19 protein-coding genes, 1 riboswitch and 1 other annotated feature are annotated in these 23,036 nt (G+C 35.4%); of the genes, 5 read left to right on the forward strand and 14 right to left on the reverse strand.

The genetic code is table 11. The annotated features are described in order from the left end of the window. Window positions 1–70 precede the first annotated feature (70 nt). The 3 genes from FEU33_RS06950 to FEU33_RS06960 all read left to right on the forward strand — a co-directional run bounded on the left by FEU33_RS06950 (window position 71) and on the right by FEU33_RS06960 (window position 2,122). On the forward strand, window positions 71–781 hold the full coding sequence (locus FEU33_RS06950; RefSeq protein WP_146548682.1) for a VIT1/CCC1 transporter family protein: 711 nt from the start codon (window positions 71–73) through the stop codon (window positions 779–781). 282 nt (window positions 782–1,063) lie between these two features. Further along, window positions 1,064–1,660 (forward strand): tetratricopeptide repeat protein, encoded by a 597-nt coding sequence (locus tag FEU33_RS06955; protein ID WP_146548683.1) that lies wholly within the window; start codon window positions 1,064–1,066, stop codon window positions 1,658–1,660. Between the two features lie 207 nt (window positions 1,661–1,867). Beyond that, window positions 1,868–2,122 (forward strand): hypothetical protein, encoded by a 255-nt coding sequence (locus FEU33_RS06960; RefSeq protein ID WP_146548684.1) that lies wholly within the window; start codon window positions 1,868–1,870, stop codon window positions 2,120–2,122. Between the two features lie 213 nt (window positions 2,123–2,335). On the opposite strand, the gene FEU33_RS06965 is transcribed toward FEU33_RS06960, so the two are convergent. From FEU33_RS06965 to FEU33_RS07020, 12 genes are all read right to left on the reverse strand, one after another. Then, window positions 2,336–2,929 (reverse strand): anthranilate synthase component II, encoded by a 594-nt coding sequence (locus FEU33_RS06965; RefSeq protein WP_146548685.1) that lies wholly within the window; start codon window positions 2,927–2,929, stop codon window positions 2,336–2,338. Beyond that, the gene (gene trpE / locus FEU33_RS06970; RefSeq protein WP_146548686.1) at window positions 2,926–4,317 is read right to left on the reverse strand and encodes an anthranilate synthase component I; all 1,392 of its coding nucleotides are present in this window, start codon (window positions 4,315–4,317) and stop codon (window positions 2,926–2,928) included. Before trpE ends, FEU33_RS06965 begins: the two co-directional genes overlap by 4 nt. Window positions 4,318–4,459: 142 nt before the next feature. Beyond that, window positions 4,460–4,665: a binding site (T-box leader), on the reverse strand. 57 nt (window positions 4,666–4,722) lie between these two features. Next, complete coding sequence (locus tag FEU33_RS06975) at window positions 4,723–5,475, reverse strand: helix-turn-helix transcriptional regulator (protein ID WP_146548687.1); 753 nt, start codon at window positions 5,473–5,475, stop codon at window positions 4,723–4,725. Window positions 5,476–5,909: 434 nt separating this feature from the next. Further along, complete coding sequence (locus FEU33_RS06980; RefSeq protein WP_186731340.1) at window positions 5,910–8,150, reverse strand: S8 family serine peptidase; 2,241 nt, start codon at window positions 8,148–8,150, stop codon at window positions 5,910–5,912. A gap of 150 nt (window positions 8,151–8,300) precedes the next feature. Further along, on the reverse strand, window positions 8,301–9,026 hold the full coding sequence (locus FEU33_RS06985; protein WP_244950985.1) for an ECF transporter S component: 726 nt from the start codon (window positions 9,024–9,026) through the stop codon (window positions 8,301–8,303). Beyond that, a complete protein-coding gene (locus tag FEU33_RS06990) occupies window positions 8,990–10,678 on the reverse strand; it encodes an ABC transporter ATP-binding protein (RefSeq protein ID WP_146548689.1) in 1,689 nt (562 codons plus the stop codon). The genes FEU33_RS06985 and FEU33_RS06990 overlap by 37 nt, the downstream gene beginning before the upstream one ends. Continuing rightward, window positions 10,651–11,532 carry an energy-coupling factor transporter transmembrane component T gene (locus FEU33_RS06995; protein WP_244950986.1) on the reverse strand — a complete coding sequence of 294 codons (882 nt, stop codon included), beginning with the start codon at window positions 11,530–11,532 and terminating at the stop codon, window positions 10,651–10,653. Before FEU33_RS06995 ends, FEU33_RS06990 begins: the two co-directional genes overlap by 28 nt. Window positions 11,533–11,553: 21 nt before the next feature. Further along, on the reverse strand, window positions 11,554–12,468 hold the full coding sequence (locus FEU33_RS07000; protein WP_186731341.1) for a DUF4430 domain-containing protein: 915 nt from the start codon (window positions 12,466–12,468) through the stop codon (window positions 11,554–11,556). A gap of 84 nt (window positions 12,469–12,552) precedes the next feature. Then, the gene (locus FEU33_RS07005) at window positions 12,553–14,400 is read right to left on the reverse strand and encodes an Ig-like domain-containing protein (RefSeq protein WP_146548691.1); all 1,848 of its coding nucleotides are present in this window, start codon (window positions 14,398–14,400) and stop codon (window positions 12,553–12,555) included. Window positions 14,401–14,571: 171 nt separating this feature from the next. Beyond that, a riboswitch (cobalamin riboswitch) is annotated at window positions 14,572–14,754 on the reverse strand. Between the two features lie 144 nt (window positions 14,755–14,898). Then, a complete protein-coding gene (locus FEU33_RS07010; protein WP_146548692.1) occupies window positions 14,899–15,057 on the reverse strand; it encodes a transcriptional regulator in 159 nt (52 codons plus the stop codon). A 506-nt stretch (window positions 15,058–15,563) separates the two neighbouring features. Further along, window positions 15,564–17,012, reverse strand: coding sequence for a sodium/pantothenate symporter (panF, locus tag FEU33_RS07015; protein ID WP_186731415.1), 1,449 nt, complete (start codon window positions 17,010–17,012; stop codon window positions 15,564–15,566). Next, on the reverse strand, window positions 17,012–17,281 hold the full coding sequence (locus tag FEU33_RS07020) for a YhdT family protein (RefSeq protein WP_146548694.1): 270 nt from the start codon (window positions 17,279–17,281) through the stop codon (window positions 17,012–17,014). The genes panF and FEU33_RS07020 overlap by 1 nt, the downstream gene beginning before the upstream one ends. A 651-nt stretch (window positions 17,282–17,932) precedes the next feature. On the opposite strand from FEU33_RS07020, the gene FEU33_RS07025 reads away from it, so the two are divergent. After that, window positions 17,933–18,970 carry a PTS sugar transporter subunit IIC gene (locus tag FEU33_RS07025; protein WP_146548695.1) on the forward strand — a complete coding sequence of 346 codons (1,038 nt, stop codon included), beginning with the start codon at window positions 17,933–17,935 and terminating at the stop codon, window positions 18,968–18,970. 300 nt (window positions 18,971–19,270) lie between these two features. Here the strand turns inward: FEU33_RS07025 and FEU33_RS07030 are convergent, their stop codons facing one another. Then, window positions 19,271–20,221 carry a tyrosine recombinase XerC gene (locus FEU33_RS07030; RefSeq protein WP_146548696.1) on the reverse strand — a complete coding sequence of 317 codons (951 nt, stop codon included), beginning with the start codon at window positions 20,219–20,221 and terminating at the stop codon, window positions 19,271–19,273. A gap of 425 nt (window positions 20,222–20,646) precedes the next feature. After that, window positions 20,647–21,480, reverse strand: a complete 834-nt coding sequence (locus FEU33_RS07035; RefSeq protein WP_146548697.1) for a MerR family transcriptional regulator — start codon at window positions 21,478–21,480, stop codon at window positions 20,647–20,649. 120 nt (window positions 21,481–21,600) lie between these two features. Between FEU33_RS07035 and FEU33_RS07040 the strand changes: the two genes are divergently transcribed. Further along, on the forward strand, window positions 21,601–22,974 hold the full coding sequence (locus FEU33_RS07040; protein WP_244950987.1) for an MATE family efflux transporter: 1,374 nt from the start codon (window positions 21,601–21,603) through the stop codon (window positions 22,972–22,974). Window positions 22,975–23,036 lie beyond the last annotated feature (62 nt).

Here is a 23,036-nt window from a genome sequence, read left to right on the forward strand (position 1 = left end):
GTAACCAATAAGGGGCGTTATTACCTCTTGTATATGAATAAAGGCTGTTTCGCATGAAAGGAGTTTTTTGATGCCAGAGACCGAAATAGATAAAAAAGCACATGTTGAAGAACATTTTTTAGCATCCGATTTAATTCGCGATATTGTTATTGGTATGTCTGATGGACTGACGGTTCCTTTTGCACTTGCTGCCGGCTTATCAGGTAGCGTTTCAAATGCAAGTCTTGTTGTCATAGCAGGAGTAGCTGAAATCGCTGCAGGATCAATTGCTATGGGGCTTGGTGGTTATCTTGCTGCACGTACGGACGAAGAACACTACGCAACCGAATTGGCTCGAGAAAAAAGAGAGATTGTCGAATTACCTGATCGAGAACGACAAGAAGTAGCTGACATATTGCGTGAATGGAGTCTACCTGAATCGGCGATCCATGAAACAGTTGATGCCATGAGTAAAGATCCTGAAAAATGGGTAGATTTTATGATGAAATACGAGCTTGGACTTGAAAAGCCCGAACCAAAGCGTGCATTAACAAGCTCCGCTACAATTGGTGGATCCTATATCGTCGGAGGTCTTATTCCTCTATTCCCATATATGATCATCTCCAATGCTAACTCTGCCCTACTTCTTTCCGTCATTATGACACTGATCGCCCTATTTATTTTTGGATTTGTCAAAGGAAAGTTTACAGGAGCGAAGCCGTTTAAAAGCGCTTTTCAAACGACATTGGTCGGTGGTCTAGCTGCAGGTATTGCCTTTATCATTGCAAAATTAATTTCGTGATTTTTTACAAGCAAATCAATGCTTGAATCTGGACATGCACAGCTTTATCCTTATGCCTGGCATGTCTTTTTACGTGTTTAGTGGGATAACTGCTTGTATGAACTGATGAAGAAGCATATTAGCTATTTTTTCGTCATTTAGGATTTGCATTTTTGATTAAGCGAAATCATTAAAACGACAGAAAATCTCCTTCCATGATCTTTCTTATTTTGATGGCTCTGCCTCCATTTTTATAGTAAACTTAGCAATGAGAAATACAGGTTTCAGGAAAGGTTGAAAATTATGTCAAATGTCGAAGAATTAGTGAATCAAGCAGTTGAGTTAAAGCGTACAGGTCACTACGATCAAGCGTTAAATAAGTATACAGAAGCGATCAAGTTACAACCATCTAACAGCCATTTATATCGTGGGATTGGCCAAGTTGCTTATCTTATGGAGCAAAATAAAATTGCTGTAGCTGCCTATTTATCTGCGTTACATATTGAAATTGCAAAAATCGAACACTTTGGGTTGAATGAAGAAACACAAAAAATGTATGAACAATTACCAGAAATATTAATAAAAGATTTGCCCCTAAAAGGTGCCTTTATCCTTTATTATGACACAAATACTTTGCGTCATTTGGCACATGCGATCGCCGACTTTGATCAGGACGCGCTAAGTTCAGAACCCGAACTTGTAAGTTATAAAGAGATTTATACAGCTCATTTGAAGGGTGATCAAGATCTAGCGGAAATTTTATCGATCTATAATCGCAGCGAAAAGGATTATACAGATCAAGAAACAACTTTTTATATTCAAATTGGGAAAGAACTCGCTCTTGCTTGGATCAAATGGGATCAAATTGGTAGTCTAGATGTCGGAAAGTTATACTTTTAATCGAAAAGCAGCAGCCATTCATTGTAAGTCATTCCGTTTTGAAGTAGAGAATCTTAAATACTGTTTCAAACAAAAACCAATTAGCACGATTTTGAATAACAATTTTATTAACATAGAGAATGGTGTCAACACAACTGACACCATTTTTTAATTATAAGTAATTGTAACAGTTCAATACAAATTCACTCATTTAAAAGGAGAAAACATATGAACAGTTCTACTTTTTGGGATGTAATCGGACCCACTATTTTAGTCTTTTTTGTCGCTACTTTTGGTTGGTCATTGTATGGACTAAAAAGAAAGTCATTTACTATTCTTTTAATAGGGACTATTTTAAACATCGGAATAGCCAGTATATTTTGGTGGTCAATTGGGAGATTTTTAGTATTTGTACCTTTTTTTCAATTAGTTGCGACAATATATATTTTATTAAGCAACAGAAGGCATCACTTTGAAAAATAATTTAAGTTATTAATAAGGAATTAAAAATCTGTTGAATACTGTCTCAAAATTAAGTTTACATAATAATATTATTACATTTAAATTTAATCGATTTTTTCAAATTCTATTTCAAAATAAAAACAGCATGCTTAGTATAAGCTTTACATGCTGTTCTATTCTAAGGATTGATGGATGCTTCTTATTTTATTTAATCGACTTCATACATAAAACAATTTAAACTTGTTGCCCTACTTGCTGACAATACTTATCTAAAAACAATTGAATCATCAAATCTCCTTCTTTGGTTCCGATAGATTCTGGATGGAATTGCAAACCAAATACAGGATAATCTCGATGCTGGATCGCCATGATTTCTCCATCATCTTTGGCGATAGCTGTGACTTTTAATTCTTTAGGTAGCGTTTTTGGGTCGATGACTAGAGAATGATAACGCATGACAGTGAGTGGTTTTGGACAATTTTGAAACAATCCTGTTGGTTCAAATTCTAGCTCTGAAAACAGGCCATGTTTAATCTGTTTCGCTTGTATAATTTTAGCGCCAAAAGCTTCCCCGATTGATTGGTGCCCTAGACAGATCCCTAGTATCGGAAATTCTTTATAAAGTTTTTGAATCACTTCAATCGAGATTCCCGCTTCTTTTGGTGTTCCGGGTCCAGGAGAAATAACAATCGCTTCTGGCTGTAATTGTCGAATTGCATCAATAGTTAAAGCATCGTTTCGAACAACTTTAACTTCTTTTCCAAGACTACTAATTTGTTGATATAGATTATAAGTAAATGAATCATAGTTATCGATCAGTAAAATCATGCGCGCACCTCCAACAATGCTTTTGCCTTGTTTAATGTTTCTTCATATTCTTTTTCAGGAACAGAATGATAAACAATCCCTGCTCCGGCTTGGACATATGCCTTTCCCTTTGTCACAACCATTGTACGGATGGCAAGCGCCATATCCATATCTCCAGAGATTGAAACATATCCGACAGCCCCAGCATAGACGCCTCTTTTATGGTGTTCTAAGCTGTTGATAATTTGCATAGCACGAATTTTAGGAGCTCCAGATACAGTACCTGCTGGCAAAGTTGTCGATAACACATCGAGTGGATGAATGTCATCTTTTAACTCCCCTGTTACTTCAGAAACAATATGCATCACATATTTATAACGTTCTATGTTCATATATTTTGGTAATTTTACGGTGCCAATTTTAGAAAGCTTTCCAATATCATTACGACCCAAATCAACTAACATACGATGTTCAGCAAGTTCTTTTTCATCCTGTAGTAGCTCTTTTTCCAGTGCCAAGTCTTCTTCAGTGCTTTTCCCTCTTCGGCGAGTACCTGCAATTGGATTCGTCGTCGCCATACGTCCCTTGACCTTGACTAAGCTTTCTGGAGATGTTCCAAGGATCACATAATCGCCGAAATCCATATAAAACATATAAGGTGAAGGATTCGCTGTACGAAGTCTTCGATAAAGGTTCATCGGATTTCCTGTAAAATCAGCTTCAAATCTTTGAGATAAAACTACTTGAAAAATATCCCCCTGTTCAATATGCTTCTTGCCTTGAATGACCATTTGACAAAAATCTTCTTTTTCAATAGTTGAATGAAATTGAATCGTATCTGTATCATGGTCGCTTTGGGTGAATACAGGCATCGCGAGCTGTTTTTCAATATCGTTTACTCGCTGCACTAATTGTTCATGTGTGATTCCCATTTGCAATAAATCTACTGCCACGATATGCACTTTTTGCAATAAATGATCTACCACGATAAAAGTATCATAGAATAATACATGCATATCAGGCATTTGTAAATCATCTTTCAACATTGTGCCTATTTTTTCATGATAAAATGCGGTTTCATAACCAAAATATCCGATCGCCCCACCAAAAAATGAAAAAGGTAATTTTTCCTCTTCAGTAGGTAATAATGATTTCAACTTGGCAAATGCATCGACGCCTGAATGGATGAGTTCATGTTTAGCATTGAATAATTGGTACGCATTATTGGTCGAAGTCAATTCTGCTAATGGATTAACAGCAATAAACGAATATCTTCCGCTTTCTTCATGTTTGGCCGATGATTCGAATAACATTTTTTTCGATCCGTTTAAAGCGTGATAAATGGAAATAGGTGTTAACATATCGCCTTGGATTGTTTTCATTTCGTACATTCTTGTCTCAACTGTCATTTGTTTTAACTCCTTCTCTCTGCTCTTCTAAGCTCTAACCTTTTGAAAACATGCGAATCAAAACACTCCCGAGTCAGTTCAATAAGGGTGAAGATGGCCATAGTTGTTATTCAAATAAAAAATCCTCCATAGAAAAAATTCCATGAAGGACGGGAAATCCGCGGTACCACCTTATTTGTAACGACTCGTTACCACTCACATATAACGGTATGTGCCGGATTACCCTACTAAACCGTTCAAGTAATCACTCACAGGTCCATTCAACAAGAAAATTGGTTCGACTTTCACCACACGCCGACTCTCTGCGCCAATTTGGTCTCATTTACTACTCCTGCTCAACGTTTTCAATTTAAAATTTTAGCCTTGTACCATATTATAATCAATGCTATACGAATATTCAATGTTTTATTGATTGACGTGGATCTGGGTAAAGAATTTCAACATATAACGTAAATAATGGCGGATGGCTGTCATTCGTTCCTCTAAAGAAGCCGCAATGGTTCGATAAAAAGTTACCCCTTCATCTGTTCCACGTAAATTTCGAACAGTCCTTTTTTCATCTGGCCAAGAACCAACTAAATACCCTTCATCTTCAAGCTCCCATGCGATTTGATAGAGATAGCCATTTGAAGGACACCAGCCGAATAGATCCTCTAGTTGCTGACCAACCTCGGCCATATAAAAGCTAGAGCGAGTTTGAGCAAGCTTTAAAGCTAAGTATCTGACGGCATCTTTGACAGAAATAAGCTTTGAAAAATAGCTTCTAAATTCTTCAGGTAGCGGATGCTCTGGTTTAGGTGGTTTTTCACCATTTTTTGTTAACTCATAATAGAAACGATCTAACACTAAGACAATTTCATGAAACCGTTCATAATAGAGCTCATTGTAACGGCGAAGACGATTTCTTCCAAGATCAGTGCATGTATATAGAATCCTCTTGTGAATTTGTCTAGCTTGAAGAGCGCCCTCTGCTTCTAGTTGTTTTGCAACACGAGCTACATATTCGTAACCAACTTTACGACCGGGGAATTCCTCCTGAAAATGTTGATGAATTTCTACAGAGTACTTTTCGGAGTCCTGTGTTGCGTAAAGCCAATACAGTGCGATCGTATCTTTGACGCTAAAGCCTACTGTCTGTTGAAAGTTCTTCTTTTTCATAAAGATTCCCCACCTTTTAGACTATTTAACAATAGTATATCAAATTACTTTCTAAATAGTGGAAAATCATAAAAAATATAATGATCATCATTATTAAACTTTTTCATACCAATCGTTCTATAAATGAATCAATTTCATAAATCATTTTCTTCTTAAAAAATACGAACATTTAAGAATAACTAATTTTGATAGTTGTGGAACGGAAGACGGCGACTCCTACGGGAAAAGCTTGAGCTGAAAGCCCCGCAGGAACGTAGTGACGAGGAGATTGAAGCCAAGCCCGTGGAAAGCGCCGTCTGGAGTGGAACAAAAACTTCTGAATATTAATGTTCATGTTGATTTAAAACGTTCGTGTTTTTTATCTGAATTTTGCATTATGAAATTGATTCCAATGTAAAAAACACCATACGAATTCGCAGGTGTTTCTTATATTGTTATTGTACAACCACTTTCAACGGCTTGCTTTTGATGCCAAGTCGATCTTTTATATAAATTGTTAAAGTTGTATGGTGCGTTTGATTTTTAATATATAGTAAAAAATGACCTTTAGAATCTACTTTGCCAGAAGCTAATAAAGTACTGCCACGATAAACAAAAACTTTTGAATCGAGTTCTGCTTCTCCACGTAAGTATTTCGTATTCGTAGTAACTTTCTGAACGATTGGTTGTGCCGCTTTTTTCGATTGTTGAATCGTTATTTGTCTAGCTTTACTTCTATTTCCAACTGAATCTTCAGCAGTAACTGTTAATGTTGTATTGACAGCTTGAAATGGAATGTTTAATTTAAATTTTCCATCTTGATTCGTTCTGCCTTTTGCAATAATCGATTTTGATCCTTTCTTAACAACTATGAAAGTGTTCGGCTTTGCTTTTCCGGATATTGAATGACTACTAGTTGTGACTGAATAGACAGCAGGTGTTGGAATCGTTTTTGCTGCTGGTGTATGAATCGTTGCGGATATACCATGCGACTTGTTGCCTGTTTTATCTATCGCGTTCAACAAAATTTGATAATCGGTATTTGGTTGGAGATGTTTAACCGATAAATAATCTAAATTTGCGGTGTTAATAAGTTTTCCATTTAGATAGACTTCCGTTACATCAAAATCATCATCTACTGGATTTGTCCAAGCTAATGTTGCGGAATCAATCTTTAAATTTGACAGTTTCAGTGAGCTGATTTCATTTGGAGGGGTGATATCCTCTTTTGTTTGAAACGTTTGAGTGACTCCCACTGAACTGTCACCATTGTTGTTAATGACTTTCAATAATACGTTATAAGATTTTTGCGCATACAGATTTTTCAAAGTATATGATGCTTTGGTTGTATATTTTACTTTTCCATTTATGATCAGTGCAACTTTTTTAAAAGTAGAGTCATTTGGAATCGTATACGTAATCGTTGCACTATGATCTTTTATTTTTGATACTTTTACATTCGCTAGTTCTTTCAGTTTTATAGTTGAAAGCTTCGGCAATTGTGCTAAACCATATCCATATTTCGTATCTTTCCCTTTTGCCCCTAAGTCTAAAGCGCTAGCCTTTAACTTTTGAATGAGCTCACTAGAAGAACTATATGGATATTTTTCTTTTAATAATGCCATCAAACCTGCTACATGTGGTGCCGCATAAGAGGTTCCTGATGCATAGAAAAATTGACCTTTACTATTAATCGTTGGAATATAATCCCCAGGTGCTGCAAAGTCGATAGCTGTCCCTATATTCGAGAAATCACTACATTTTTTATTCTTACCAACGGAACTGACTGCAATCACATTACTATATCTCGCAGGATAGGTTGGAGTAGAGCTACCTTCATTCCCTGCCGAAGCTACAAAAATAATCCCTGCTTTGACAGCCTTATCGATCGCTTTTTTGAGAGAACTGTTGTTTTCATAAATACTTGATGAAAGATTGATAATATCCATTTTATGTTGAATAGACCAATTAATCGCCTCTATGACTTCGCCTATACTTCCGTCTTTTGTTCCATCAGCATATTTTAAGGAATATAGCTGAACTTTTGGTGCAACACCAATGATATCTGAAATTTTAGTGTTGAATGTTTTCCCACCAATTTGTGCTCCTATCACAGCTGCTACACTTGTTCCGTGCCCTTCGCCATCATGCCCTCTATCCCAAGGATCGGATTCATCAATTGTTTTGGTTTTAGGGTCATCCTTCACAAAAGATACACGTTTGACAACATTCTTTAAATCGGGGATATTATTGACGCCTGTATCAATGACTGCCACTTTGACTCCATTCCCCATGTACCCTTTTTTCCAAAAGGTCGGCGCCTTCACCATATTCATATTCCAATACGAAGTGAGAGATGGCAATGAGTTTGTCCCAGTAGATGGGGTGGCTTCCAATGTCATCTTTTTTGTACTTTTATCGATAAATTCTATATTTTTATTTTCTTTCAGTTCGGCAAGTTGTTTTTGGCTGATCTCTGCTCTTACCATTCCAACGCTAGATAATACTTTTTCTACTTTTGTGACATGTTGAAAGATAAACTCTTTCCCATCATTATTTTTATAAGAAATCAACATGTCATTTGTAGGCTGTTTTACATCAACATTTGTTGGATAAAGTATCAAGCAAAAGCTTGTTAAACATAGAATAGAAAGCCATCTTTTTTTGGATAGTTTATGTAATTTCCGATTGGTCACAATTTCGTACTCCATTCCTACGATAATAGCAAAAACTTTTGATTTTTAAAGCTATTTAAACAGCTTTTCTATTCTATTATGCCTTAAAATATAGGAAAAGGCTGCTTATTTATGCCTTCACATAAAAAACAGCCTTTTTTTACTATGAATCTATTCCTCTAGTAAACCATATTTAATTTTTATCCGCTTTAACTTTTCACCAATTGGCTTTGCTAGAAGGAGTAAGAAGATAATATTAGAGATAGCATAGGTAGCGGTATAAGGAATCGCTGTACCCGCAGCGGCGAAGTAACGGCTCCACGTAAATCTACCGTCATATGAAATAACGGTCCAAATATCCATGATAAAAGAATAGAGTATGCCGCTTAGTAGGCCAAAAATGATTAGCCATATTTTGTACTTCATCCAGTCTGTTTTTCCTAAAACACCAGCAATATAACCTAATATTCCCCATGCAAACATTTGAAATGGTGTCCATGGTCCTTGACCACAAAAAATATTCGATGTAATCGCTGTAGCGGCTCCTGTTAAAAATCCTGCCGCAGGTCCAAATGAAAATCCCGTTATCGCAACAATTGCAGTTACAGGTTTAAAGGCAGGAGCCCATACAAATGCTGCACGGCCAGCCACCGCAATGGCAGACATTACAGCAATGATTAAAATTTCTCTTGGCTTTGGCTTTTTATGCTCAAAAGACAGAAAAAAAGGGATGCAAGCAAGGATGACCATAATAAGTGAAAGAATATTATAACGGCGATCTTGCCACAAAGTGACACCTAATAATAAACAAAGTGGCGTCAAGATGAGCACGATTATGGATGTAATGATAAATTTTTTCTTCAAGAATGGATCATTCGATTTTGTTGTTGGTTGCATTGTTCAATCACATCCTCACATGTAATAGCATTTGAAAATAAATGGCGAGACATTCGATGAGCAGCAGTTGTGTAAAAATGATTACCACTGTAAAAAGTTCGTGTCTCATCAGAAGAAACAATTAATCCGTCGAAAAAAAGTGCGCAACGATCTGAATGGGATGCAGAAAATTCAATATCATGCGTGACCATAACAATCGCTACCCCTTCTTCTTTTAGTTGCTCTAAAAGAGTTGCTAAAACGGTTTTAGAAGCTGCATCCATTCCCTTTGTCGGTTCATCAAGTAGAAGAATTCGAGGTTTTAATAATAAAACCTTTGCTAGGGCTACCTTTTGCTGTTCTCCCCCGCTTAAATCATATGGATGTCTTTCAAGCAGTGATTCTAAATTAAGTTTACGAACGATTGTTTGAATCTGAAGATTTTCTTCTTCTTTTGTTAGATTTTGTGTTTCGACAGTTGATTGTAATTCCGATATGACAGATTTTGTGACAAAAAGCGTTTGAGGATTTTGAGGAAGCACTGCCAAACATTGATGATATAACTCATGATTTGAAATTTTTCTTAGCGGTTTTCCATCAATCATTATCTTCCCTCGATAGGCCTTCAGAATACCAGACATTACACCTAAAGCCGTTGTTTTTCCTGTACCATTGCCACCAAGAATACTAATGACTTCTCCCTGATTCACGTCGATTGAAAAACCTCTTAAAACATCTAAACCATCTTTTTCATAACGGAACCAAGCGTTTTTAACACTTAAAACCGTTTTCTTTTCAAAAGATCTATCATATATTTTTTTCGATTGCCATTCCTGTGCCTTAAAGTTGTTGGTTAACCATTGCCGACCATCTCGAATGGTTAATGGTGCATTTGTTTGGCTTTTTAATGCATGGTGAATTCGAAGTGGAGTTGGTAAGCCCCCTAACATGGGATGATGCTGATCTACGTGTTGTAAAGCCTTTGCCACTTCTTTAGGCGTACCATTGCAAATAATAGCTCCTTTATCCATGATAACTACTCTGTCCGCTATGGGATACACTTCTTCTAAACGATGTTCTACTAAAAGAATCGTCAAGCCAAGTTCCTTGTTTAGCTTATGTAAAGTTGCGATAAATTCACTTGCAGCAATCGGATCCAATTGAGAGGTCGGCTCATCTAAAATAAGCAATTTGGGTTGCATCGCCATTATCGCAGCAAGATTCAAAATTTGTTTTTGACCGCCTGATAATTCCATCGTGTTTTTTCGAAACCATGTTTGGATGCCAAAAAAATTGGCCATTTCAGCCACTCTCCGACGAATGGTCATTGTGTTAAATCCTAAGTTTTCTAAACCAAAAGCGAGCTCATGCCAAACTTTATCAGTCACAATTTGATTTTCAGGACTTTGCATAACAAAACCTATTTCTGAAGCAGCAATTTTATCTGAAAGTTCGTTTAGAAGTGTTCCATTATAAAGAACACTACCAGTAGCATCACCATGTGGAGTAATTTCTCGCTTTAAATGTTTTACCAGAGTACTCTTCCCACAACCAGATACTCCACATAACACAACAAATTCCCCTTCTTCTATTGATAGATCGATATGGTGTAAAACAGGCTGTTCCATCTGTGGATAGCTAAAAGTTAGTTGTTGGATATCAATGAACGCCATTTGAATGCCTCCCAAAGCTCAATAATAATTGGTAATGCCAATAGTAAAGTATAAGTTGTATATAATAGTAAAGATATGGGCTGCAACACTAACTCACTAAATGTTGGGTAAAAATAATAATCCGTATATCCTAAAAAGCTTCCAATAACATTGATTGTCATCAGAATGAACATTATTGTCAGTGTTAGGGCATCTCTTTTTTCAAAAGAAAATAATGAAAATGTAGAGCGTTTCGGTAAACCATATCCTCTAGCCTTCATGGAGTCAGCTGTTTCAATGGCGTTTTCTAGTGCCCAAGTAATTAGAATAGATAGAATGTGAATGCCACATTTGATACGATGCAATAAATTCCCAGAAGTCACATCCATACCGACTGCCCTTTGCGCTTGAGTGATGGCGCCAATTTGTTGTTGGAATCGAGGGACTAGCCGAAGCGTTAACGAAATGATTAAGGCAAAGGCTGGCGAAATTTTACCAAATAAATAAAGAAATTTATCCGAAGTCATTAGCTTATTATAACAGCCAAACCAAAAGATAACGGTACAAATCATAACTGACATGGCAAATCCATAGACAATGGCCTCAATCGTAATAGGATTATCATCGATATATAAAATGATTTTTTCACCATCATGACTAATTAAAGGATTGATCAAAGCTGCAATGACAAACAAAGGAACCATCCATTTTAAAGAATGGAGAAATGATTTTTGATTGATTTGCAAACTTAAAAGGATGGACATTGCGAGTGAAATGATTAAATAAATTGGATGCATATAAAACATCGTTAATCCTATCACAAAAACAAAATATAAAAAAATCACAATTGGATGATAGTTAGCAAAAGCTTTCAATAATTTTTCCTCCTTCACCCATTACAAACCTATATCTCTGCCATTATCAACCGTATATTGCCAAACGATATGGTCGCCATCTTTAACCTCATAACTTCCACATCCAACACCTGGATTTTTTCCATTGACACTATACATCCAGCCAGACAATTTTCCGGCGTCCTTTTCGTATAAATGATTGATGCCTTCTACATAGATACTTCCATATTTTTTAGCAGCACCTTCATATTCAAAATGAATGTGATGCTGTTGTAAGGCACGCAAAGTAATGTCCCAAGCTGAATCGTCCTCATGTTGAATTTCATAGGTGGATGTAGAAAGTATCACACCATTTTTCGGTACATATTTTTCACTTTGTAGGGCTGGCTCTAATCTTTCATAGTTATCTTTTTTCAAAAGTGTGTCAACACGAATGGATATGGTGACATATTTTTTCTTTTCAGCAACAGTTGCTTGCTTTGCTGGATTTTTTTCTTTATGTGTTGTCGTTGATTTCTTTTTCGTTACAGTATTTTTATCTTGTTTTTCTTGTTTAACTACCTTACCCTTTGTTGGTTTTGTTTGTTGCTCTTTGCCTGCAGATTCTTTTGTAGGAGATGATATCGTTTTTTCTTGATTTGAACCATTGTTTTCAACTGTTGATTTTTCTGTTTGTAATGCTGTATCTTGCTGTTTTGAATTTGTCGTTTCCTTCTTAAAATCACTTGTTGTTTCTTTTTTCTGTTCAGTTGAGCTAGCTGATTTTTGTTGCTGCTTTTGTGTTTTCTCCTGTGGGTTTTTGTTTTTTTCCGAGCCTTCTATAACCTTCACTTTTCCTTGGTCAAGGGTTGTTCCTTGTTGTTCTTGATCATGTTGTTCAACAGTTTGAACCTTACAACCTGAAAGACATAGTACTGCGATGATAAAAGACAGTACAATAAATTGTATCTTTTTCAAAAAAATACACCTCCTAAACTAGATGGGAATAGGGTGTTAGAAGTAAATTCTAACACCCTATGATTCTATTTACTTTCTATTGTTTTATTTTGATTTGACAATAATCGTCTTATTAGCACTTTTATTTTTGGCAGCATCTTTGACATAGATGGTTAATTTGGTACCCACTTTTTGTTTTTTAATAGACAATGAGAATTTACCTTTTGAAGATACTGTGCCATATTTAATGATTTTTTTATTTTTCACGACATATACTTTAGATTTTGCTTCTGCCGTACCTGTAATTCTATTCGATTTTTTCGTCACTTTATGGACTTTCGGTGCTTTTGGCGCTGTTTTGTCTACAACTTTAATCTTGACGATTTTACTTTTATTTTTGGCTGAATCTTGGACATAAACTGTTAGGACTGTTCCTGCCTTTTGTTTTGGGATAGCCAATGAGAATGCGCCTTTTGTAGAAGCAGTCCCAGTTTTGATTACCTTATTATTTTTGATCACATAGACTTTTGCTTTCGCTTCAGCTATCCCTGTAATTTTTGTCGTGCGATCACTTACTTGACCGATTTTTGATATTTTTGGAGCCGTTTTATCAACTACTTTAGTGTCGATCGGTTCACTGCTGTTTTTCCCTAAGTCTGTCGCAACGATTTGAAGGGAAGCCCCTGCTTTTTGCTGTTTGATTTTAACAGAATATTTTCCTGTGAAATCTGCTTGTGCTGTTCCAATAATTTTAGTATCAATCTTCGATACAATTTTTACTGTAATTGTGGCAAATGGTTCTGTTTTACCTGTGATAGTCGTTGCATTGTCAGCAACTGTAGCAACAGTTGGTTTTTCAGGTGCCTTCACATCATATTTTAGTTCGTCAGCTTTAGCATCTGTTGTCATATTATAAAAGCTATTTTTCCCGTTTACAAAACGGTCATAAGCTTGTAAAGCACGATTCGCTTGGTCTGATGATATGGAGTTGGGTTCCTTTGCTTGCGGCGTACTTTTGAAGCCACCTGTAATACTATCATATGTTGTAAGCAAGTTGGAAATAGTCCAAGCTCCATTTTCTTTAACAAATCGAACATCTGTTTTCGGGTCCACTTCATTGGCAGTTAAACTAATAATTAGCTGAGATACTGTTTCTGGACTATCACCACCGTAGTAACCGACAAATCCAGCACGCTCATTGATTTGATCGCCTAAATATGAATAGGCTTTTTCAATTGCCTGTTGAACGGATTCTTGATTAGAATAGTTTGCTAAAGCCGTCACAGCCATAGATGTAGCGTCCTTATCTGCTCCCCATGTCTTATCCCAACCAAATGCACCATTATTTTCATCATCATCTGTAAATTGAGAAGCTAATAACTTGGAAACTAATTGTTCACGGCTTAATGCTTGATACTTCTCGCCCGCTGGTAAATGATATGATTTTGCATCCAATGCATACAGCATATAATAGTTATCCATATCGTAGAGCAGATCTTTTTCTTGCGCTGTTAAATAGGCATCTGCCATCAGTTGAATAAGGTTATAACCGCCAACATTTTCCGCATCTTTTCCGATGGCTGTAACAGCTAAAATAAGCTTTGCATATTGTGATGATGAGTCAAAAATGGCGCCATTTTTTGCTTGTAGTTCTTTTTCAACAGATTGGTAATAGTTTTCATAATAATCTTTTGGGACAATAGGTAAGTTAGCTCGTGCCAAATCGGTGACAATATCATAATCCGCGATTGTTGGGTTTGGTGTGATGCTTAAAAGAAAAGCGCTTGAAGAAGAAAGGGCATTTTGATAGCTAACATCCTTGCCAACAGTCGTTGTGACAGTTGTATTTTCCTCTGCATGAGCAGTGATGGTAGCAGGTAATTGAGATGCTACCAGTAAACTAGCTAGTGAAATCGGTGCGATCCACTTTTTAAAAGATTTGTTTGAATACATATAAGAGCCTCCATTCTTTTGCATAATTACAGATTGATCTGTCTTGTTAGGATAGAGGCAATTAAATTTCTCCATAAAAAAACTTTACATCAAAATGTAAAGAGTGCTTGGACGTGAAATGTCAATAATCATTATTTGTCATTTCAATGTTCCACACCTCCCCCTCGAAGATCAGAAACGCAGATAAAAGCAGGTTTCCTGGCTTATATGTACATGAATATTCGCACCTTCCCAGCTAAAAGCCAGTGGTATACACGATTTCCAACATATTTACAGTAGCGGGGCTGCATCAGACTTTCACTGATTTCCCTATTATCCTAAAACACATTAGGCACTTTTATCTAAGACTATGTAATTGTTATTTTCTATAGTATTTCATATTCACAAAAACATGTAAATGCTTTTTTTACTTGAACGCCATTTTTTTGTAAACGCTATAAAACCTCTACCAACCAACATTTTGATTAGTAGAGGTTTTATAAGTTACCCGCGGCGACATCAGACATTTTGTTCTTCGCTCCTTTTTGAATGCTCCTTGTAAGCATTGAGTTGTTCTTCTGTTAAATGATTGATAAAAAAGTAAAAGTCTTTCGATTCTAATCCATACTCCTCACAAGCACTACAATATCGTTCATATCCTTCTAGATATATATCCATATATATCTCCTCCTGTTATATAACAAATTTTATTGCTGTTAATAATATATAACAGAAATAGGCGGTTGTCAACAGAATTATCTGAAAAATTAATAATACATATTTATCCTGCATTCAACAGGCAGTAAGATCCCTTTCATCAAGATAAACGTATATTTTCATAAGCGACCGCCCTATCCTTTGTATATGAAACAAGCATGAAGAAAACAACTGTATAAAGTTTTAAAACATTTTCAATTCATAAATCAAAAGATTTCGTACATAATGGTGCGCTGTTACTATATGTGTAAATCAAATTTTTGAAATATGAGTAAAACCCAAACTTCAATTTTTATCAAGAAGTTTGAGTTTTAAGATTTGTTTTATTTGAACATCCTGTTGAACTACATCCAATTGGGCAGAATGAAGATGTTTTTCATAGTTATGTTCATACACGCCCAATATTGTAAAAGTGGTCCCCTTTTTTTCGGATACTGTCTAATCAACCATATCCTCTAATCTACATATTAAATAATATGTTTGAAATTCTTAAATCGATGATGAGTCATTAAACTAATGGTTACATACGTAATAAGAGATAATATGATAGAAGTTGTGACAGTATGCATGCCTAAAAAAGTGGTTTTCCATTTTTCATAAATCAAAATATAACTAATTAAGCCAACGAGCATCGATGAAACGGCTCCATATTTGTTTCCTTTTTTCCAATATAGACCTAATACTACAGGCCAAACAAATACGGATTCCAGACCACCAAATGAGAAAAGATTGAGCCATACTAATAGATCTGGTGGTTTTAATGCAACAATAACAACAGCTGCACCTATTAAAGTAGTGACAAAAAAGCTCAGCTTTTTGATTTCGTGATCATTAGCTTGTGGCTTTATAAAGTTTAGATAAATATCTTTAACAATTGTAGAGCTTACAAGTATTAAGAGCGCATTTACGGTAGACATAATAGCCGCCATTGGTGCTGCTAATACAACCCCTGCCAAAAACGGTGGCAGCACTTTTAACGTTAAAAGTGGCATAACTTTATCTCCGATTTCAACACCTGGTAATACGGGACGTGCGAATACACCTGTTAAGTGCATGCCAAACATCACGGTGCCCAGTGCAATCGTCCCGATAATAATAGCCGAGTGCATACTTGCCGAATTCTTATAGGACATGGCACGGACTGCGATTTGCGGTAAGCCAATCACACCAATACCGATCAAAATCCAAAACGTTGATACATAAAGAGGTGTTAAACTACCATCTGCCCCAAATGGCGATACCAGTTTAGGATTTTCAGCAACAAGATCAGCCATAATATTGGAAACTCCGCCACCAGCAATAATGGTCCCGATCAGTAAAATAACACTTCCTAAAAACATGACAGAGCCTTGTACAGCATCGGTTAAAGCAACAGCACGAAATCCTCCGACAATTACATACACAAGGACTACTATAGCAAATATAAAAAGTGCAGTTGTATAATGCAATCCGGTCAAAGATTCGATCAAGCGTGCACCGCCGATCCATTGTGCAGCCATGGAAGAAAATAAGAAGATGATTATACTTAATGCGGAGACAATAACAACAAAGTTGCTTTGATAACGCTCACGTAGAAAATCGATTAAAGTAATGGCTTTGTATTTTCTGGCAATAATAGCAAATTTCTTTCCTAATACCATTAATACGTAATATCCTGCTGGTAATTGAGCCATCGATAGTAAAACCCAACCAAGTCCAGTGTTATAAGCTACTCCTGGACCTCCAATAAAACTAGATGCACTGCCATATGTAGCCATCATGGTCATGGCCAGCAAGAATCCTCCCATTTGTCTCCCGCCAAGGAAGTATTCCTGTAAAAAAGAATCTGATTGCATGACATGTTTATTTGCCCACATACCAATTAAAAAGATGATCACCAAAAAAAGAATTAGTGGGATGATTACTTGCCAATGTATCATCGTTCATCACCATCCTCTTCCGTATCAAATGATACGTCTTTAAAGAAGAATTTGATGACAATGATGAGCAATATAATCATAAAGATCGTTCCGGCGATACAGCTATAGAAAAACCAAGCCGGAAAGCCAAATACATATGAATATTTTTTCGGATCACCCGAACCGAGCCCATATGCAAAGCCAAACCATATTGCAAAATTGATGATAACTAATGCAATACCAATAAGCGCTTCGCGATGAGCAATTTTATAACGCTTATCGTTCATAATTTCTCTCCCTCAATTCAAATAAAATACCCTTCCTATTTTACTTATATAAGAAGGAAAAGAAAAGGATCAGAAGGGAAAATAATAAAGATCAGCTAATATTTAGAGTCGACTTTATCAAGTACTAATGAGATTAATCGTATCTTGCGTTTGAAAGATAAATTTAGTTTACATAATAAAATTATATGTATTTATACGATGTAGAAATATCTAAAGAGGTTAAGAGAATCATTTATGAAAGTTTGCTATGTGAATGGTTTTCTGATTTTATGGATCTATCTGCGTAAATTTACTGTGTTATCTTCCGCCTTGTTGTCATGTTATGTGTACAAAAATATCATTCCTTCTCAAGGCAGAAAATATTGAATAGAATGTATTTATTCATACAACCATCTACTAGAAACATCACAAAAATTAGCTAACATTATCAAGTTATTTGTCTCTTATCATGTGCAAAAAGTATAAAATGATTTGAATTGTCAGAAAAAATATATCATCATTTTTTGTATATTTTTGTCGATAAAGCGCACATTATCTCGTTTAAGTTATTTGTCTATAATTTTTAGAATATTCCCTATTGACTGTAACATTATATGTTATATAATTTAGAACATTACTTTATTTTACTCAATTGATTGGAGATTGATATTTATGAAAGACTTTTTCAACAAACTACTAATTGGCATGAGTATGGGAATTATCGTAGCTCTCATTCCAAATGCATTAGTTGGAGAAATCTTAAAACTGATTATTCCGTATGTTCCGTTTTTCCAATATATCTTAGATATTTCCGTTTTGGCAATGAGCCTTCTCCCTGTTATCACAGGGGTAATGATTGGTTTAACATTTAAATTAACGCCTATCCAAACGGCAAGTGTTGGTTTAGCAGCAATGGTTGGTAGTGGCGTTTGGAAAATGGGTGACGGCGGTGCCATCACTATGCAAGGAATCGGTGTTGTTATCAATACTGGTATAACAGCAGCACTAGCTGTTTTATTTGTACAATTTATCGGCGATCGTTTTAAGGATTATACCATTTTATTGATGCCTGCTTTATCTCTATTTATCCCTGGTGGAATCGGCTTATTTACACTTCCTTATGTTCGAACTGGTGCTGGTTATGTAGGAGTTGCCATTGATAATGTGACAAACTTACAACCAATATTAATGGGAGCTATTATCGCAGTTATCTTTAGTATTTTGATTCTTTCACCTCTATCCACGATTGGTGTTGCAACCGTTATCATGTTATCCGGCATTGGTGCAGGTACTGCAAACTTAGGGGTTGTTGCCTCAGGTGTTGGTATGTGTATCGCAAGCTATAGAGCTAACAATTTTGGTACTGCTTTAGCTCATGTTATGGGATCGCCTAAAATCCAAATGCGTAACTTCTTTATGAAACCAAGAATTGCGTTTCCAATGATTATTACAGCTGCGATTTTAGGTGCTCTAGGCGGTATGCTAAATATTACAGGTACCCCCTACAGTGCAGGGTTTGGTCTTGCAGGTTTAATTGGACCATTAAACTATATCAATCTAGCTGATGGTGGTTGGAATTTGCATAATACAATGATCATGTTAGTCATGTTCTTTGTCTTACCAATTATTTTAAACACAGTATTACTTCGCTTATTTGAACGCAAATTAAAAATGATTAAAGCTGAAGATTACTCCGTTAATTATCAATGATTCAATGACATTGATTTAAACATGAGATTATTCATAAAATATATTTACACAAAGCGCACAGTTGCCTGTTTGAATGACAACTGTGCGCTTATTTTGGTTCATTTTCATTATCTATGAGAACATGCTGCTTTATTCTTGATATGCAAATTTTAAAAAAAGGTTGAATCGCTAAAGTAGTCTGGAATCTTTTAGAAACAAAAGTTCCCGCTTTATTTCATGCGAGATATTTAAAATCATTACCATCAAATTTGCTTTTCAATGAAAGTTCTTATTAGTTTACATAATAATAATATTTTAAACTTAAATATTAAAAGGATTATTTTCGATTACTTGTTGAATTTCTTTGTCCTCAACATGCGTATAGATTTGCGTTGTGGATACATTGGAATGACCAAGTATTTGTTGAAGACTTCTAATATCAGCCCCGCTTTTGTACATCATTGTTGCGGAAGTATGTCTCAGTTTATGAGGTGTCAGTTTTTTCTTATTCAGACCAGATGTGCAGTTAATCTGCTTCACGATTTTAGCAACGCGTTGTCGAGTTAGTCTAGTCCCCTTTTGTGATAAAAACAATGCTGGATTTTGATCTGCCTCTTTTATATGGCTTCTTTCATGTGTTAAATAGTTTGCTAAAGCGGATGTGCACGCGTTATTAAGGTACACGGTACGCTCTTTATCCCCTTTTCCCGTTACAGTTAAAAAATTTTCTTGAATCGAATCCAAATTCAAATGACAAAGTTCACTGACACGGATTCCTAAATTCAAAAAGAACATCATCATGCAATAATCCCTGTAATGATGTGTTTTGGATTGAATTCCTTTCAAAAATACTTTTGCTTCCTCAAAACTCAAATAGATGGGTTGACGTTTACTGATTTTTGGTGTTTCAAGATCTTCCGCAGGGTTTTCTTCTATTAAGTGGCGTTTTGATTTCAAATATTTAAAAAATGATTTTAATGTTGCCACCTTGCGAGCTCTTGTAGAAGCGGAGTTATGTCGATTTTCCTCGCAATACTCCAGAAATAGATACATATCCTCTAAAGCGATCGTTTTGAAAAAGGTAACATCCAATTTACTGATATCTATTTCTTCTATTTTTTCAAGTTCCAATTGCTGCTCAACTACTAGTAGAAACTTCAAAAATAATGTTAAATCATACTCATATTCATCGCGTGTTCGTTTTGATTTTCCCTTGATGGCGGTGAGATAAATAAGAAAATCGCGAAGAATTTTTGGCTTTTGCTGACTCATATGTATGTGTCCTCTCCCATATATGATCGACTTTTTCAAACGTATCATTTTATCTATTAAAATTGGCATCATCAATAGGGGCTTTCATTTCAGATTGCCACTTTTGCAGTTGAATTATCTATTTTTGATCTTCATGTCTATTATTTTAACATAAAAAAGGTTCCCAAATTCATATTTGGGAACCTTTTTTATGTTTTAGAGAACCATTAAATGATGCATGTTAAATTCTTCGCTTGAAAAGATCGAATCCATAAAAATCAATCCTTGCTGTTTTTCACCTGCTCTTTTATTTAAAATTGCTTTTATCCCACCCTAATTCAAATAAACCCATAAAAAAGTTGATACAGATGGAATTCTAAAAATAGCAGAAAATATTTGAATTGAATAGAAATATATTGTTTTAAGGAGAACAAAAATCAAATCAGTTATCCGTTTTCATCCTCCACTTGTATCATCATTTTGGTCACGTAGTTTTCTTCTCTGTTTACCGAAATTTCGTCTAATATATATTCTTCGTATGCGTAACCTTTCAGTTTTAAATGATGTTGTTCCATAAACTTAAAAATTTTAAAGTAGGATGATGCCATTTGCTTATCATCCCCCTTGTGATACCCAACTACATATTTTCCAGCAGGTTTTATAATCGTAGAAGCTTCAAGAAAATGTTGAGGCATCATTGTGTATAAATAACTATAATTTTCAAATTGGTGCTGGAGCAATTCTTCTTTTGCAAGCATTGCCCCAATTGGATGGCCTATATATAATTCATAGCTATTGCAAAGATTTATAAAGTCGGTAACGGCATTTAAATATTCTTTATCTGAAGCATCTAAAATAGAATGGCTAATGAACAATACGCTTTCATCCATTTCTTCAATTCTTATATCCTCAATATCTATATGCAACGCTTGTTGAATATTAGCTATTTTCGTTTCGACAATCGTTTTTGTATGATTCAATTTACGTATTTTATGATCGATTTGAGTTAATTGATGCTGCAGAAGTTGAATTGCTTCTTTTGGTGTTTTATTTGTTAAAAAGTCTCGAATTTCTTTTAATGGCATATTTAGATCTTTTAACAATTCGATCACGATGAAAATTTCATATTGTTGATACGAATAATAGCGATACCCGTTTTCTAATTTGACCTCAGGCTTGAGCAACCCGATATCGTCATAATGAAATAATGTTTGCTTTTTAACATGGCATATTTTTGCGAATTCTCCAGTTGTAAAGTATTTATGCGAAATTTCATTCATTTTGTTCACCTCAAAGAAACTTTTTATATCCTAGTTGACTATATGGTTACCGTATACTATAGAATGATGGAAGACTTACTGTTTAATGAAAGGGCGTGTTGCTCCGATTTGGAGAATATGATGACTGAAACAACTACAAAATTGCAGGAAACGCCAATCCATCAATTATTTTTATCGTATTTATTTCCATCATTATTAGGCATGGTTTTAATGTCTGTCAATATTTTAGTAGATGGAATTTTTGTTAGTAATGGTGTCGGGACCTTAGCACTTGCTGGCGTCAATATAGCTGTCCCTATCTTTTCTATTTTACTTTCCATTTCTTTATGGATTGGTATGGGAGGAGCAACACTCTACTCGATTGAAATGGGTAAAGGCAATATTACTAGGGCTAGATCTATTTTTACACAAAGTGTGATAATGACCATTTCCATTGTTGGCGTGTTAGTGATTATTTGCCTATGGAAGCAGGAACAGATTGCTTATTTATTCGGCGCCAGTTCCAAAGTATTGCCATATGTTGAAGATTATTTGCATATCATTTTACTTTTTGGTCTTGTCTATGTATTAGAAAATATCTTCAGTATTTTTGTACGAAATGATGGTAGTCCCAAGTTAGCTATGGTGGGCTTGATCTTAACCTCAGTGCTGAATATTATCCTCAATTATCTCTTTATTTTTCAAATGCATATGGGGATTAAAGGTGCGGCCTATGCAACTGCCCTTTCAACTGTCGCTGGATTGTGCGTACTTGTATCACACTTTTTCACTCAGAAAAATAATTTAAAATTTATTCATTTTCATTTTGATGTAAAAACATGCTTAGAAATACTGAAAATAGGTTCACCAAGCTTTATAACAGAAGGTTCGGCAGCAATTGCGGTAGTTGGTTTTAACATTGCGTTTAGCCATTTTGTTGGAGAAATTGGTGTTACTTCTTATGCCATTGTAAACTATTTACATGCTGTATTTATCATGATTTTTATTGGCATCGGCTCAGCCATTCAGCCAATCGTTAGTTTTAATTATGGTGCTCAATTGAATGAACGGTTGAAAAAAGTATTGCAACTAGGCATCAAAACAGGCCTCATTTTCGGTCTAGTCGTTTTCTTAATGGGTTGGTTATTAAAGGACCAACTCATTTCCCTTTTTGCTGTAACAGATCCATCTGTGATCGATTATACAAAAGAAGGGATTGACTTATTTTTTATTGGCTATTTATTTTTAAGTTATAATTTGATACAAGCAGAATTTTATCAATCCATTAAGAAAATACGATTGTCCATGATCATTATTGTGATGCGTAGTTTACTATTCTTTTTACCGTTATTATATTTTTTACCATTAGTGTTGAGTAGTAACTATATTTGGCTGGCTTTCCCGATAGCAGAAGGGGCAACATCACTGGTTATTATACTCTTTAAATGGTTAGAAAAAACGTGGCATACAACGGAAGATGCCACGATTGAAAAAGATCATTCTGTCGTAAGATAAAGTGAAACTCCATCAGGGGGGGTTTTCTTCATCCCCCGCTGAAATAGAGGAACTCAGGTTAA

This window comes from Rummeliibacillus suwonensis (assembly GCF_007896435.1).
Classification (GTDB): domain Bacteria; phylum Bacillota; class Bacilli; order Bacillales_A; family Planococcaceae; genus Rummeliibacillus; species Rummeliibacillus suwonensis.